Raw genomic sequence first — 15,725 nt, 5'->3', positions numbered from 1 at the left:
AGTACACAGAAATGGAAAACTTAATTATGAAAAAGAAAAAAAGTAACAAAAAAATAATCTGATTGTGCATGGGTAGTGCTATCATCAGTACTGCTGTTATTGCTGTAGCAGCAGCTTGTGGAGTTGATCGTTCTGATCTTTCTTTACAAGTGAGCGATACAATTGTTCAAGATAATAACTTATATGTGCACGCATCAGTTCCGTATCAAAATGAACACACGATTCAATTAATTAAAGATACTAATTTTAATGTGGTTATAAAATCTGTTAAAACAGATAAAAAGACCCCAAAAGTTTATGCTAATAAATTATCTAAGGCACTGGTTTCAAGTATTCAACGTAATCCTAAAACTAACCAAGTCGATTTCTATTTAGAGTTTCCAAAAATCAATGATAAATATAAAACTATAACTGATGAAATCGAAGTCATCATTAGTCCTAATAAATCATTTAAATTAGTTTCTCATAAATACTCTAAAGAGTTATATAAGATACTTGATTTGGAAGCAAGTAATGACAAAATGGCTGTTAATTCTTTAGATGCAGCGATTAATTTCAACGTGCAAAATGCTACACAAATTAGCATTCAAACAATTCTGCAAGACATGCTTACTAAAGAAAAATTTACTTCCGAAAAAACATCTTTAACAAATTTAATTTCGTGTGATGTTGTTTTCAAAAATTTTTTAATTAACGCATTAAATAATGATATCGATGCTAAATTAGATCTAACTAATTTATTATTTGCTAATTTAAAAATATCAGCTGACAAAAAAAGTGAAAAACATCTAGAGGATTCAACATTAGAAAAGGATGTTCGACAAAGAGCATTACAATTATTAAATTACATCGGTAGCAAGGAATTTGATTCAAAATTTAATGTCTTAAATAAGCAACTTTCTGATCGATTAGTTGATACATACGATCTTGAAAAACCATTAGAAACTGACAAACTTTTAATTAGTTTGCTTGCAGAATTTATTGGTGGATATGACAATAGTACAGCAAATAAAAAAGTACCTTATGGTTTCTTGACTACTAAGTATATTGATTTATACAAAGCAATCGATGGCTCATTATTTGCGGAAGAACAAGAAAAAACCCAAAAAATTAGTGCTTTGAAAGAACAAATCAAAAACGCTCAGCAAGAATTGATCCCTTCAGATCTATTAACATCAATTAATAAGCAAAAAAGTCCTACTTTCAAACACAAAGTTATAGACTATATAAAAACGTTAGATACTACTGCTAAAAATGATTTATTAAAACGTTTATACCGCCTATTAAATAGTTTTGTTGTCACATACCAATATGATTTCTTAAAAATGGAAGCAAACAAACTAGTATTTAAGCCATTAATATCTAAAAAAATAGCTTTAGTGGATGCTTTGCTTCTTGAAGTCAAACATCTTTTATCTACCAATTTAACAAGCGCAGATATTAAAAATGTCTTAAAAAACAAAGTAGCTTTAGGTTTTCCTCCTCTAAAAGAATTGCACGATAAATTACAACTTTTAGATCAACACTTTGATTCATTCAAACAAAAGGATAACCAAAACGTTGTTTTAGCTTTACAAGAAGTTCGTAAAACTTTTGAAACATTGATTCTAACTATTCATAAAACAATGCAATTAAATGATTTGAGAAATATGAGCATCGATTTAATCGATTTCTTTACACGTGATTTATCTTCTGATTATCAAAAAACATCTGATGAGCAAACTAATTTAAATCAACTAAAAGCCATCCAGGAATTGCTTAAAAAACCCGATCAAGGTGTAGAGTCTGTCAAAGAATTAATTACACAAAACAAAATGCAAGAAAAACAAGGCTTACTAAACAATTTGTTAACTGAGTTAAAAAACAAAAAAACCACAGGAAAAGAAGATTTACTATATACAATTAAACGTAGCTATTTATTTGTTGAGACGAAAATTTACAACGCTGATGGTAAACATGATCCGGCTTTAAAACAATTCTTTAAATCTCCAAATGAAAAAAATGAATTTATATTTGAATATAATTTAAAAAAATAAACTTTTCATAGATTAAAAAAACACCTTGAATTAAGGTGTTTTTTTGTTTGAACAATACTTTTTTTAAACTATATTAATTTTATCGCACAGCATAGAAATAATAAAAAAACACCACAAACAGGTGTTTTTTTATTATTTACTAGCTTGTAATAGTTTTTGTAAAATTTCGTAACTTATAACAGGGTTAGCTTGAGCTTTTGTTTCCTTCATCAGCATTCCCATTACATATTTTTCATACCGGTCAGCACGATCATTAAACTGCTCTTTTTTATCAACACTATCATTTAGAATTTTTCTTAAAAGTTTTTCTAATAATACCGGATCACTAATTTGTTCATAACCCAACTCTTTAACTAAATCTTTAGGATTCTTGTTTGTTTTGTAGATTTCTTCAAGTAAGCTCTTTGCTTGCTTCCCATTGATTTCACCTTTTTCAAACATAGTGATCATCATGGCAATTTTGTCTCATAAATCTTTACTGATGTCTTTTAAAGATTTGTTATCCTTTTTAATTAAACCCAGAAACTCTAAACAAACTCATTTGTAAACAGAAACAGTTTTGCCAACCTGTTTGTTAACATAATTAAAAGCATCAAACAATTCCCGATCAGCGAGTAAATTTTCAATAAATTCCGGATTTAATTCTTCGCTTAAAAGAGAATTACGCAGATCATTAATTGTTTGGGGTTGTTGTAAATATAATTCGTTTAAATAGTCGTTGCTTAGCGAAATTGGAGCGATGTTTGGTTCGGGAATATATTTGTAATCAACTGCGTCACCCTTATCACGCATATAAATTGTTTGTTGACTCTGATCGTCATAACGTCGGGTTTGCTGTTCAATTGCTTGGTTAGTCAATAATGCATTTATTTGGCGTTGTTTTTCAAATTCAATCGCTTTAATGACGTTGGAAATAGAATTAATATTTTTAATCTCAACCTTGTTATTAAAGTTTTTATCACCGATTAAGCGCACCGAAATATTAATATCTGCACGCATTGAACCGTCCTCCATTTTCGCGTCCGAAATATTATGGAATAATAGAATTTTACGCAACTCTTCTAAATAATTCGCTGCTTCCGTAGCACTACGAATATCTGCTTCTGATACAATTTCGATCAATGGTCATCCTGCTCTATTATAATCAAGTAAAACTTTATTATCTAGGTTAGTTTGTTTAGCAGTATCCTCTTCGATATGAATTCGATTAATACGAATTTTTTGCACTTGTTGACGTTCATTTTTAATTTCTAAAAAACCATTATAACCAATAGGATAATATTGTTGAGTAATTTGATAACCTTTAGGTAAATCTAAATAAAAATAATGTTTACGATCAAAAGAAATAAATTTATGATTTGTTTGCATGTGTAAAGCTTTAGCTAGAAAAAGCCCTTTGTGTATCGCTTCCATATTTACATTAGGCATTGTACCAACTAATGCTAAATCTATTTCATTGATATTTGTATTAACCGAAGCTTCGTGATCTAATAAAGCACTTGAAAACATTTTCGTTTTTGTATTTAAAGCACAGTGTACTTCAATACCGATAACAACTTCAAAATTACGCATGGTGGTCTCCGTTCTTATTTAATAAATTAATTTGGTAACCGATGTTTAACAAGATATCATCATTGTTATATCCACTTGTAATATTTAAACCAATGTTGCCATTTTCATTACTAATAAAGGGAATTGTTAAAGATGGTAACCCCGCAAAATTTGCTAGCTGCAAAATGTTATCTAGAACTGGTGGTTCATATTTATGTGCTAAAACATCCATAACTTTTTCAGCATAATCATAAGCACCTAAAGAAAGAACAAAATCATATGATTCAAGAATTTTATTGATTTCACTAACTAACACATGACGCATTTTCATGGCACGAATTAATAGATCATCAAAATTTTCAGGAGCCGAAACATATGCTCCTACTGCGAAACGGTGTTTCAATTCTTGGCCTAAAAATTGTGTTCTAACCGATTTAATTAAATCTTCATAATTATGATATTCTATGTCATGTTGTCCGAATGTGATGTTTGATAAATTAGCGTAAGAACTCAAAGCTTCAGTATATGAAATAATTTGGTAAACTGAGCTAATAGTTTTAATCATGTCATAATCAAAATCAATTTCGCGAATAGTGTATTCAACAGCTAATTGATCAATTTTTTCTTTAAATAATTTTTTTATTTCCGGATTCTTTAAAGCTTCTAATGATGGTTTCAAAACTGCGATTGTGTAAATATCTTTTTTCTGCAATAACGCTAAATAATTCTTGCGTGTATTAATACTAGTGTTATCTTTATCATCATATCCACTAACAGCGTTTAAGACAACTGCTACATCCTCAACGTGACGAGCTAAAATGCCGACATGGTCCATTGATGGCGCATAAGGTAGAACACCATAACGAGATATTAATCCATAAGTTGGTTTATAACCCACAATACCCATAATAGATGCAGGACGACGAATGGAATCACCTGTGTCTGTAGCTATAGCAAATTGAACGACCCCTTGTTGGACCAAAACAGCAGAACCACTTGAAGACCCACCAACAACTTGTTCTAAATTTAAAGGGTTTTTAACTTGATTGTATGCAGAATATAACCCTGATCCTCCTAAACCAAATTCATCTAAATTTGATTTATTTAGCAATACTGCGTTATTGGTTAATAAGCGTTCATAAACTGTAGCATTATATACTGGAGTATATTTTTCTAAAAATAAAGAACCTCCTGTTGTACGTAAATCTTTAGTACAAATATTATCTTTTAATGAATAAACAATTCCAAATAAGGGATCGGTTTTTTGGTGGTTAGGCATTTCATCTAGTTTAGTAGCTTGTTTTAAGGCTTCTTCATAATTAGTTGTAGTTACTGCGTTTAAGTCGCGAATGCTCTCGTCCTTTTTAATAGCTTGTTGAACTAATTGAAAAACATTAGTTGATTCATTTAAAAGCTCTTCGTGAATTTCTAAAATTGTCTTACTTTTCATTTTTTAAAACTCCATAACCATTTTGTACTTCAATGAAGCTTTCTAATGCGCGGGGGTTATTATAAACTAATTTATCTTCTCTAAAGGTGTTAGTAGGGCTAGCTGCAATATAAACGTGTCACGGAGTTGTTTCTTTAATAAAACGATCGAACAAGACAACTTCTTCTCTTAGGTTATTAATTTTCTGTGTAATAATTTGTTCTTCCTCTTCACTTGCACTAAACATGGCAGCATCAATTGCTTTTTTAATGTAATTACTCATTTAACTCTCCTTTTCTAATCCACATAAACGGGAACACTTTTATCTTCAACAACATCTTTTTCATAATCATATTTGATTAACGGTACAACAATTTTGAAAATCGGGTAAATTAAGAATAAATTAAAGACTACCATTGGGATTAATAAAATTGATCGAATAGATAATCATTGTGAATATTTTAAACTTGATAATTCTGCATCAAAAGATGGCAACATCATCACATTAACAATAGTTTCAGTTAATATAACAGTAACAAAAACTGGTGTGAAAATAATGAATCAGTCTTGCTTGTGTTTCTTTTTGTGATTTCTATATTTTCTTGCTAGGATTTTCTTTAAACCTAATGCTAGTCAAACAATAGCGATAGAAACCAAGAAGAAAGTGCCAATAATCATCATCATTTGGTTGGTTGTTAAAGCAATATTTAATCCAAATAGATCGATTTTGAAACCTTCATTACCTGTGGCAAATTTTAGAAATAACAAAATACCTGCACCAATAACTAAAGTAGCTAATGAACTATAAATGGCAAAAATAACATCTTTGCGTTTACTTGTTGTTAAGATAATACGAATTAGTCCACCTATTAAACCGAAAGCCATAGCTGCGATTAGGTATCCGTAGTGAAAAACCCCTGCAGTTAAAGCTACAGATAGCAAATCAGTCATTGCCCCAATAAAAATTCCTAATATTGGTCCAAACAATAAGCCACCGATTTTAATTAAAATTCCCTCTAAAGTCACCCTTGTTCCGGGTCATGCCCTAAAAATAACGGAGGCTGTGTTGGCTGATAAAACAGTTAGCAATATAATGACAGCAACCGAAATCGAAATAACCATCGCGATATTACTAATTCCTTTTACTGAGACTTTTGGAATAATATAATAACGTTTTTGGTATCGGAAGGAATAATAGATTTTTTTAATAATTGTTACAAGGATAAAAACTATTAAAAAAGATAAAAATATTAACGAAATTTTTCAACCAGGAATACCTGAATCCACAGGATTTGTACTAGTATTTGCTGTTAACACGCTTTGTAAAACTTGCATATCTCACTCCTTGTATTTAATTTTACCATTTAATGAATCCCTTCTTGTGCTTTATTAAATAATCGTTCGTTTGTGAAAAGTGTTTAGTTTTCAAAAAAGAACGATAAGCACTTAATGGCGAAGGGTGCGAACTTGTGATAATTAAGTTTTCCTTACCATTAATGTAAGGTAAATATGATTGGGCATTTTTTCCTCAAAGAAGGTAAACAACATGTTTTGTTTGCTGTAATTGCATAAAAACATGTTGCATTAATTGTTCATAACCAAATGAAGCATGCGAAAGTGGTTCATTCTCATTAACTGTTAAAATGGTGTTTAACAGCAAAACACCTTGGTTGGCTCAATCAGTCAAATCAGTGTTCACACGAGGAATCTGCAAATCATTTTGTAAAGTTTTGAAAATGTTTTGTAATGATTTGGGACACTGTTGAACACTTGTTTGCGCACTGAAGGCTAAACCGTGAGCAAAACCTTTTGTAGGGTAGGGATCTTGTCCTAAAATCACCACTTTTGTTTCGTTGATTTTAAAATCCTTAAAAGCCGCAAACATGTCTTTTTCTGAAGGAAAAACATTCATGGCCAGGCGTGCTTTTTTAACTTTATCTAAAATCAACAGCATATAAGGTTTGTTTAATTCTTCTTTAATAAACGACTTTCAAGATTTCATTCCGTTCGATAATCCTGCAAATTAGTTGGAGATTGCATATCATTTAATTTGACATAACTTGTAAATTCTGTATATAAATTATTCAATAATGTTTCGTTAAATTCTAAGTCGTCAGGAATCGTTTTGTGTCCTAGACTATAAGCAGCAAGTTGCATGTCTTGGTAAATACCATCTTTTCCATATAAATGGCGTGATGCCATTGATTTTTTAGCGTATTCATTAAATAGAGCTGATTGAACAAAATTGTCTCGAGTAATAAAGTTTTTAGCGTGTGGGTAAAAAGCATATGGATAAACAGCATCTTGACCACGATCGTGTGGATAATAAGCTAAATCGTTGAATTTTTCGTCATCTGCTTTCGTTTTTTCATCATTAGCTTCTAGAGATTTTTTTAAATTAAATCCTAGAAGATTGAATGCATCAACCTTAACTAAAGACCCTGCATAATATTGCACATAAACTTGGGCAGCTTTCTTTTCTTCTTCCGTTAATTCTCTATTTAATAACGCAGATCATTTTTGCATTTGCTGGTTAGTGGCTTGTTCATCTAAAACATTTGAACTTAAAACAGATGGTCTAAAGTTCATAACGACATCACTAATTGGTAAATCATAAACCAAATGTTCAACTTTTTGCGCAGGGAAAATGCGTTTATTAGCTTCTGATAGTCGATCATTAATTCGTTCTAATTGCTCACTTGCATTAAATTCGTCATCCGGTAACATAAATGAGCCACCAATTTTACTTGAAGAATCATATCAAGCATACTGAAGTTTAATGTTTGTTATTTTAACTAAAACATTATTGTCTTCGGGATTAACCAAGTAGTGCATCGGTACTTTAGATCCAAAGGCAAAATCTGAAACATTATTTAATTTATTTTGTGGATCATTTGGCACAATTTCATAATCAAAATCAATGTTGTATAAAGCTAATTTGTAAGTGTATTTTCCTTCACCTACTCCCGCAGCTAAACCAACTAAGAATTCTTTGGTTACTGGGTTATTTGACTTATTATAAAAATTGAAAATTTTAGCACCACTATCTTGGTTTATATATTTTAATAAAAGATCAGTGAAAGAAGTTAGATGAGTATAAACACTGTCTGTGACTAATAAATGATTGTATAAATTGGCTAGGTTGTTAATTTCAGGCATCGACGAAGCAAATAACGCTTTATTGAATGCATTGTTTACTACTAAATTATTTGGTAAAAAAGTTGTTGGTTCTAAAGCGTTGTCTTTGGTTTTTTCAGGATATTCTAATTTATTATAAACTTGACGAACTAATTCAGAACGAATCATATCCATATTAAAAGGTTTTAAATGATCTGGTTGATCAAAATCTTTTTTATTTCAAACCTGTTGTTTATTCATTAGACCACCTGCATCGTTTCGCAGCAAGAAACCCTGTGCATCAATTTCGTTATTTTTCGCATCATAACGTTTGTTGTCTTTTGTATATGTGTAATTTAAATCTCCGATAGCAAAATATTCATCTTTTAAAACGGTGTTTTGTTTTCCAAAAACAAATTCATGAACTGATTTGTTTTTCGGGTTCTTTTGATCAATATTGACCTTCATTGCTACCTTGCCAAACTCATTGTTATTAGTTGTTGCATTATAATTTAAAAACGCTTCGTTCACGCCTGGTTTTGCAGTGGAAGAGCACGCTGAAGCAATCATTGCCGTACTTAAAACAAAAAGACCGGCCATGCTTGCTCATATAATTTTTCTTTTTAATGTTTTTTTCATAAAAACTCCTTATTTTCCGTAGAAATGACCTGTGTCTTTTTGGAATAAAAGACTCACTTGACCGATTGGTCCCTCTCTATTTTTCGCTACTAAAACGTTGGCTGATACCATGCTTGCTAATTCTTTTGGCATATCAAGTGTGTTGTTGTCTTTTTTATTAAAATCAATTTGTTTATATCGATCATAATAAATAAATATAACAGCGTCAGCATCTTGTTCAATCGCTCCTGATTCTTTTAAATCAGATAATAAAGGAGGTTGGACAGGTGTAGTTGCCGCTTGGTTTTGGTTAAATGATTTCTGTCATGGTGCGGTATTCATCTGTGGCGTATTTTTATTTGATTCTGCTGAACGATTCAGCTGCGCAACTGCAATAATGGGAATATCTAAATCCAATGACAAACGTTTTAAAGTATTAGAAATTTTAGCTACTTGTTCAGCACGCGATTGATTAGTTTTGCGTTCTGAGTTAATTAACTGTAAATAATCAATTACTACTAAAGCAATTTTATTTTTCTTGTGTAAATCGTATATTTGTGATTCAATACTATTTATTGTATTAATGTTTTGGTCTGCTATTTGTAGCGGATATGTTTTAATTTTTTCTATTGCATTCTCGATTTTTTGATTATTATGAATTTCAATGTTTTTAGCGTAAAATTTACGCGCACTAATGCCAGTCTCAAGAGCAGTGAACTTATCTAAAATTTGTTTTTTATTCATCTCTAATGAAAAAAATAAAATTTTCTTCTTTTCTTTTTCTTCTGCTTGCTCTTTATTGTAAGCCTGTATTCCTGGAATAATATTGTGAATAATATTTAGAGCAAAAGACGTTTTACCCATTCCAGCCCGTGCTGCTAAAACAATTAGTTGACCTGGTTTAAATCCATTCGTTAATTTATCTAATTCATTATATCCGGACATAATAGCATTGTGGTTAAAACCTTGTTGGCGAATTTCAAGCATTTGCTCATAATAAGCCTGAGCAACATCTTTAATATCATCAATTTGTTCAGCATCTTGGTTTAACAAAACTTCACGGAATTCTGTCAATCACTTCTCAAAATAATTTTTAGAATTGCTAATGGCAATATTACTTTTTAAAATTGTCTTTGATAAGTTGTCTAGACGGTTTTTAATGAACGCATTCTTGACAATGCGGATTGATGTATGCACGTGTTCAACATAATAACTAATTTTTTGAACATCATTTAAATAATTGTAAAAAAGTACTGAATTTGCTAAAAATTCTTTGCTCGTACGTAATTGATTAACAATTGTAACATCGTTAATAGCGTTCATATTACTATGTTGATGCAAAGCTAAGACCTGTGCATAAATCACTCGTGGGACTGTACTTAGAAAATGTTGTGGTTCCAAGTTTGTACGAATATCCTCAATAGCTGCGTTGTTTTGTAAACAAGTAGCTATGATATGTTTTTCAGCAAAAGCTAATTCTTCTTGGTTCTGGTTGAAAACGGCCGAATCATCGTCATTAACCAAAACGTCATTTAATAATTCATTTGTTTGCATTAATTTTTAGCGCTAACATTAATCTTAACATTAGCGATAATATCCTTGTACAACACAACTTCAACTTCAAAAATACCAATTTCTAAATTGTTTGGTTTTTTAATCATATGTTTCGTAATACTATTGTTGGTGATTGTGTTTAGTTTATCAATAATTTGTTTATTTGTAATTGTCCCAAAAACTTGATCATTGTTTGTTTTTAATTCAAATTTTAACACTTCTTGTTCGATTGTTTTTTTGATAATTGATGCATTCAATCTTTTTTCTTGTTCAATCGCTTCTAACTTGTCTAAATCATTCGCCAAGTGGTGCGAAGATGTCGGCGTATACAATACCGCTTTTTTATTTTTAATTAAAAAGTTTTTTGCGTATCCATCAGCCACTTCGACAACATCATTTTTTTTCCCAACATTAGGAACATCTATTAATAAGATAACTTTCATAAAAAAACACCTCTTATTCTATATTATAAATAAAACGAAAACATCCAATTCAGATATTTTCGTTTCTTGTTGATTAAAAATTTTATTCTTTAACAAATGGTAGTAAACCAACAAAACGTGCACGCTTAATTGCGTTTGCTACACGTCTTTGCATACGCGCTGAGCAACCTGTTACTCTACGGGGTGAAATTTTGTTATTGTTGTTAATAAAACGTAAAAGTAATTCTGTGTCTTTGTAATCAATGTGTTCAATCCCTTGCGCAGAAAGAGTACAAATTTTTTTACGTGGACGACGTTTATTAAAATTATTATAATTTGCCATAATTATCTCCTATCTTATTTCTCTTGATTAATTCAATCAAAAAAATCATCTTCTTGATCCAATTCTGAAACACTGAATGTAGAATTTTGATTATCCTGCATCATGGGTTCAGGCATTGGAACATCATTTATTAAATTATTGTTAAACGAAGGACTAGATTGGTTGTTATTGGCTTTGCGTACACTTTGTAAACGATCAACACGAACTGACAAATCATAAACACGTTCGCCATTTTTATTGACATAATTGCTCGTCACTAACGACCCTTCCACAATCACACTATCACCTTTGTGTAAATAATTAGTGATAAATTCAGCTGTTTTATTTCAAGCGGTACAAGAAATAAAATCGGTGTTAGGGTTAGCCGTGCTACGATTACCTACTGCTACAGTGATTCGTGTATAAGCATTGTTTGCATTTGTTTCTTTTAGAGGAAATGGATCACGAGCCAAATTGCCGTAAAGAAATACTTTATTCATATTTATTTAGTCCTTATTTTGAAAAACAAAAATTTGTTTTATTCTTGGTTGTTTAAGTTAGCTTGACGTAATGCTTGACGTTCTGCACGTTCTGCAGCTCGACGTGCTTCACGTTCTTCACGTTCGGCTTGTTGTTTTTCAAAGACAACAGCTTTTTTCTCATTACGTGCAATTTTCTTAGGATTAACTGTTGCTTTGTAACCGTAATCTTTTTCTAAGTTAATAATGATGTGACGTAGCACATTTTTATTAATGATAGCTAAACGACGGAATTCATTGATCAATGAAGCGTCTTCTGTTTCAAAATTATATACATAACGGTAGCAAGTTTTCACTTTTTTAATTTCGTATGCTAATTGTTGCAAACCATCATAGTTGTTTTCTTCAACATTAACACCTTTAAGTGTTGATTTTAATTCATTTGCAACCTTGTTTGCGTCGTTTTGATCTAAATCTCCACGCACAACAAGCATGATTTCATATTTTGCCATAGTTTCTTTAACTCCTTTGGATATTTTTAATAGTTAACCTAGTTGAGATTAACAAGAGCGTTTATTTAAAGAAAATAAACTATTTAATTATAGCAAAAAAAGTATATTAAAGGAAGAGAAAAAGGGATTAATTAAATCCCTTCTTTTTTATTTGTTTATGCTTCGTCATTTTTAAAGGTAGACTTTTAAAGGCGATTGAGTTTGCTACAACAGCAATGTCTGATGTGGTCATAATCAAAATAGAAATAAAAGGAGGAATTATCCCTAAGACAGCGAGAGGAATAAAGAGCATATTATACCCAAAGGCTCATAGAAGATTTAATAAAATAAATAATCTTGTTTGTTTTGTTAACTTGATTAGTTTCGCAATATTAATAATGTCTTGGTTAATTAGATTAACATCAGAAACCGCATTGGCGGCTTGGTTTTCTGCTCCTGTGGCAATCGCTAAGTCGGCTTGTTTAAGAGCCAATAGATCATTTATACCATCCCCAACAAACATTACTACTTCTTTTTGTTTTTGAATACGTTCAATGATTACAGCTTTTTCCTCTGGTTTAACCTCTGCATAATAATCATCAATTTCTAATTGTTTAGCTAATCGCTCAACAGTAGGTTTATTGTCCCCGCTTATTACATAGGTTTTTATTTTCTGTGATTTCAGTATTTGAATTGCCTCGTATGCATCTTCACGAATTTCATCGTTAAAAGTAATCATTGTTTTAACAACCTTATTAACTGCTAAATAAACCGATGAAACTAATTCATGTTTATCAACAGAGGGCGAATTAGGCGTTTTAAATTCGCTAAAATCGTATTCATGGTCTAATAAATATTTTTGGTTAGTTAAAATATATTGGTTTTTGTTATCATTTGCAATAATCCCTACCCCAGCCAACTCTTTAATTTGCATATTAGTGTGGTTAATATCAATGTTATTTTGCAAGCAGTAAGCCACAAATGATTTGGCTAATGGATGTAGCGAAACGTTTTCTAATTGATAAATTAATGGCAGAAAGCTTGTGTCACCATAGACTTCTTGAACCTTTAAAACTCCGGTTGTTAACGTTCCGGTTTTATCAAATGCTACTGCTGTTACTTTTTTAATTTTTTCAAATATTTGGGCATTATTAAAAATAATACCATTGCGTGCTGCCTTTGCTGAACCAATTAATACTGCTAGTGGGATAGCAATACCAAAGGCACAAGGACAAGAGATAACTAAAACCGAAACAGCAACATGCAGCGCCTTATCATAATCAACTATAAGGCCATCAAAGGTAATTAAATACTGCTCAAGTGGATTGTTAATTGCAGATTCGTGAGATTTTAAGAAATAAACATCTCATGTTTGCATACTTGGGAAACAAATTTGCAAAATAAAAGATAAAATAGCCATAGCTATAATTAATGGTGTGAATCAAATAGCTAATTTATCAGCAATTTTTTGCACCTTAGGTTTAGTTTTTTCGATGTCGCTAATTTTGCTTAGAATTTTGTGAATGGTTGAATCCAAATATTTTTTTGTAATTTTAAAAATGAATCCTTCGCCTAAATTTGCACTACCCGCAATCAACTCATTCCCCTTAACTTTTAAAATAGGGTGTGCTTCTCCGGTTAATGACGATTCGTCAACATCAGCGAAATCTGATAATAATTGTCCGTCAAAAGGTACAATACCTCCCTTTGGAACAAAAACTAACTCACCAATTTGACCTGCAAAAACTACTTTTTTATTGTGTGTTTTATTTATTTCATCATAGGCATTATACATTTTAATATCTAGTTCATTTAATTTGCTTAAATCTTGGTTCGCTTTTAATTTAATACGCGCATTCACTAAAGAACCAACCAACATAGTTGCGACAATCATGCAAGCGGTTTCAAAAAACCCCATTGTTTTAATTGCATAATGAATCTGGTTGTTAATTAAAGCGTAGAGCGAATAAACATAGGCTACAAAGGTTGAAACGAAAACCAGTAGGTTTGAACCGATTTTCTTCCATTTGAAAACTTCATAAAAAGCATCGCGATAAAAGCGTCATCCTAAAACAAAGATTACGAATGAACTAAGACAAAAAATAATTCAATTATAAACAAAAAATCCTTTCAGCCCCATCACTTCGTGCGATGAAAACATGAATAGGATTTCAAAGATCATTAAAGGTAAACTAATTATTAGGGCTGTTAAGGCGATAGTTAATTCTTTAACGTACGATTTTTTGGCTGGTGTTCAAGATTTAATTTTATTTTTAATTATCTTTAACATAGATCTAATAAACAAACTCTTCTAAAACAACATTGTCAAAGCCGCTCTTTTTAATATCAGTTAACACTGTTTCTTTTTGTTCTGCTAGTTCATCGAAGTGAAATGAAAAAGTTCGATCTAATAAGTTAATGTTGATGTCTTGGTAATGTTTATTATCTAAAATACCTTGTAAGCTATGCAGACAAGAACCACAATTTAGATTATTTGATGATAATTTAATATAAGTCATGATAAAAAACCTCGCTTTTCTCATTTAATAACTATATTATAAACCTCAAAAAAACAAAAAGTCAATAAAATGTTCCAATTTTTAAAAATTTTAATCATTTTTGTTTTTTAAAATGCTGTAATTATGATTTTTATTTATAAATATGTTATAATGTAATTTTTTTATTTTTAATGAGGTGCTTGAGAAAAAATAGAAGTAAGAAAAGAGAGAGAAAAAAAGAGCCGTAGGCTCTTTTTTTATCGCTTTGTTTTATCGAACGGTATACCTGCATTTTTAGGTGCGTTAGAATACCTTGCAAACGCAATCATACCAATCATGGTGATCATATATGGAATGATTTTAATAATATGGGTGTAATGCTCGTTCTTGACGAGTCCTGGAATAATGTTTTTAATACTTGCAAAAACAATTGACATAATAATAATTAATGGGATTTTTCAACCACCAGCAATTAATATGGCGATGGATAAGAACCCGATACCATCAACTGTTCCATAGAAGGCTGCACCTCGTTGATACATAAATAATCCTCCTGCAAATCCAGCAAAAACACTAGAAATCATGATAGCAATTCATTGGTATTTATGAACATTAATCCCTTGTGCGTCTGCTGCGTTAGGGTTTTCACCAATAGCATACAAACGTAAACCAAACGGTGTTTTTTTCATCATAAAATAGAAAGCCAAAATGATTAAGATAATTGCAATTAAAATAATTAAGGCACTAAAATAAAAGATTGGTTGACCGTTTTTATCATAAACTTCCAAGAATCCACGGAAATCACTTGTTAAACTGGTTTTTTGATAGTTTGTAATACTTTTAGCGATCGGGTTGCACACAAATGAGGCTATTCCTGAAGCTAGCAAATTAATTGCAGTACCAGCAATCATTTGATCGATTTTTAACTTAATTGTTAAGAAACCAAATAGTAATCCTATGGGAATTGTAGCAATTCCGGCCACTACAAGCGGGAGAATTAAACTGTATTCAAAACTTTTCCCTTCGCTAAAAACTGAGGAGCTATTCTTCATACTAAATGCTACGATTGTAAAAAATAAAGCGCCAAAGATCATTTGCCCGTTAACCGAAATGTTAACTATTCCGACACGTTCACTAAAGTATCCACTCATTGCTCCCAAACTGAAAATACCAATAAATAGAATCAGCGTTGTTAAATTAAAATCTAA

General features: G+C 31.0%; 15 protein-coding genes. 1 reads left to right on the top strand and 14 read right to left on the bottom strand.

The genetic code is table 4. The annotated features are described in order from the left end of the window. The first annotated feature begins 26 nt into the window (after positions 1-26). Positions 27-2,036: a hypothetical protein gene (locus OF365_RS00405; RefSeq protein WP_263817653.1), complete on the top strand. Its 2,010-nt coding sequence runs from the start codon at positions 27-29 to the stop codon at positions 2,034-2,036. A 132-nt stretch (positions 2,037-2,168) separates the two neighbouring features. Here OF365_RS00405 and gatB read toward each other — a convergent pair whose 3' ends face one another. The 14 genes from gatB to OF365_RS00335 form a co-directional block, all read right to left on the bottom strand. Then, a complete protein-coding gene (gene gatB, locus OF365_RS00400; protein ID WP_263817652.1) occupies positions 2,169-3,608 on the bottom strand; it encodes an Asp-tRNA(Asn)/Glu-tRNA(Gln) amidotransferase subunit GatB in 1,440 nt (479 codons plus the stop codon). Further along, positions 3,601-5,037: an aspartyl/glutamyl-tRNA amidotransferase subunit A gene (locus OF365_RS00395; protein ID WP_263817651.1), complete on the bottom strand. Its 1,437-nt coding sequence runs from the start codon at positions 5,035-5,037 to the stop codon at positions 3,601-3,603. The genes gatB and OF365_RS00395 overlap by 8 nt, the downstream gene beginning before the upstream one ends. Further along, positions 5,027-5,299: a hypothetical protein gene (locus OF365_RS00390; RefSeq protein WP_263817650.1), complete on the bottom strand. Its 273-nt coding sequence runs from the start codon at positions 5,297-5,299 to the stop codon at positions 5,027-5,029. The genes OF365_RS00395 and OF365_RS00390 overlap by 11 nt, the downstream gene beginning before the upstream one ends. Positions 5,300-5,313: 14 nt before the next feature. Then, complete coding sequence (locus tag OF365_RS00385) at positions 5,314-6,351, bottom strand: hypothetical protein (protein ID WP_263817649.1); 1,038 nt, start codon at positions 6,349-6,351, stop codon at positions 5,314-5,316. A 22-nt stretch (positions 6,352-6,373) separates the two neighbouring features. Beyond that, positions 6,374-7,018: a uracil-DNA glycosylase gene (locus OF365_RS00380; RefSeq protein ID WP_263817648.1), complete on the bottom strand. Its 645-nt coding sequence runs from the start codon at positions 7,016-7,018 to the stop codon at positions 6,374-6,376. Then, positions 6,982-8,772, bottom strand: coding sequence for a hypothetical protein (locus OF365_RS00375; protein WP_263817647.1), 1,791 nt, complete (start codon positions 8,770-8,772; stop codon positions 6,982-6,984). Before OF365_RS00375 ends, OF365_RS00380 begins: the two co-directional genes overlap by 37 nt. Before the next feature lie 9 nt (positions 8,773-8,781). Next, positions 8,782-10,305, bottom strand: a complete 1,524-nt coding sequence (locus OF365_RS00370) for a replicative DNA helicase (RefSeq protein ID WP_263817646.1) — start codon at positions 10,303-10,305, stop codon at positions 8,782-8,784. Continuing rightward, complete coding sequence (rplI, locus tag OF365_RS00365) at positions 10,305-10,748, bottom strand: 50S ribosomal protein L9 (protein ID WP_263817645.1); 444 nt, start codon at positions 10,746-10,748, stop codon at positions 10,305-10,307. The genes OF365_RS00370 and rplI overlap by 1 nt, the downstream gene beginning before the upstream one ends. Positions 10,749-10,830: 82 nt before the next feature. Further along, on the bottom strand, positions 10,831-11,070 hold the full coding sequence (gene rpsR / locus OF365_RS00360; protein WP_263817644.1) for a 30S ribosomal protein S18: 240 nt from the start codon (positions 11,068-11,070) through the stop codon (positions 10,831-10,833). 14 nt (positions 11,071-11,084) lie between these two features. Then, a complete protein-coding gene (locus OF365_RS00355; RefSeq protein ID WP_263817643.1) occupies positions 11,085-11,549 on the bottom strand; it encodes a single-stranded DNA-binding protein in 465 nt (154 codons plus the stop codon). A gap of 38 nt (positions 11,550-11,587) precedes the next feature. Further along, positions 11,588-12,040: a 30S ribosomal protein S6 gene (rpsF, locus tag OF365_RS00350; protein ID WP_263817642.1), complete on the bottom strand. Its 453-nt coding sequence runs from the start codon at positions 12,038-12,040 to the stop codon at positions 11,588-11,590. Between the two features lie 127 nt (positions 12,041-12,167). Beyond that, positions 12,168-14,309: a heavy metal translocating P-type ATPase gene (locus OF365_RS00345; RefSeq protein ID WP_263817641.1), complete on the bottom strand. Its 2,142-nt coding sequence runs from the start codon at positions 14,307-14,309 to the stop codon at positions 12,168-12,170. 4 nt (positions 14,310-14,313) lie between these two features. Then, complete coding sequence (locus OF365_RS00340) at positions 14,314-14,538, bottom strand: hypothetical protein (protein WP_263817640.1); 225 nt, start codon at positions 14,536-14,538, stop codon at positions 14,314-14,316. 236 nt (positions 14,539-14,774) lie between these two features. Beyond that, positions 14,775-15,668, bottom strand: a complete 894-nt coding sequence (locus OF365_RS00335; RefSeq protein WP_416906739.1) for an ABC transporter permease — start codon at positions 15,666-15,668, stop codon at positions 14,775-14,777. Positions 15,669-15,725: the final 57 nt, after the last annotated feature.

Source organism: Ureaplasma zalophigenitalium, from assembly GCF_025780055.1.
Classification (GTDB): domain Bacteria; phylum Bacillota_I; class Bacilli_A; order Mycoplasmatales; family Mycoplasmoidaceae; genus Ureaplasma; species Ureaplasma zalophigenitalium.
Note: the sequence above shows the minus strand (reverse complement) of the source record. Positions and strands in the feature narration are given on the sequence as shown.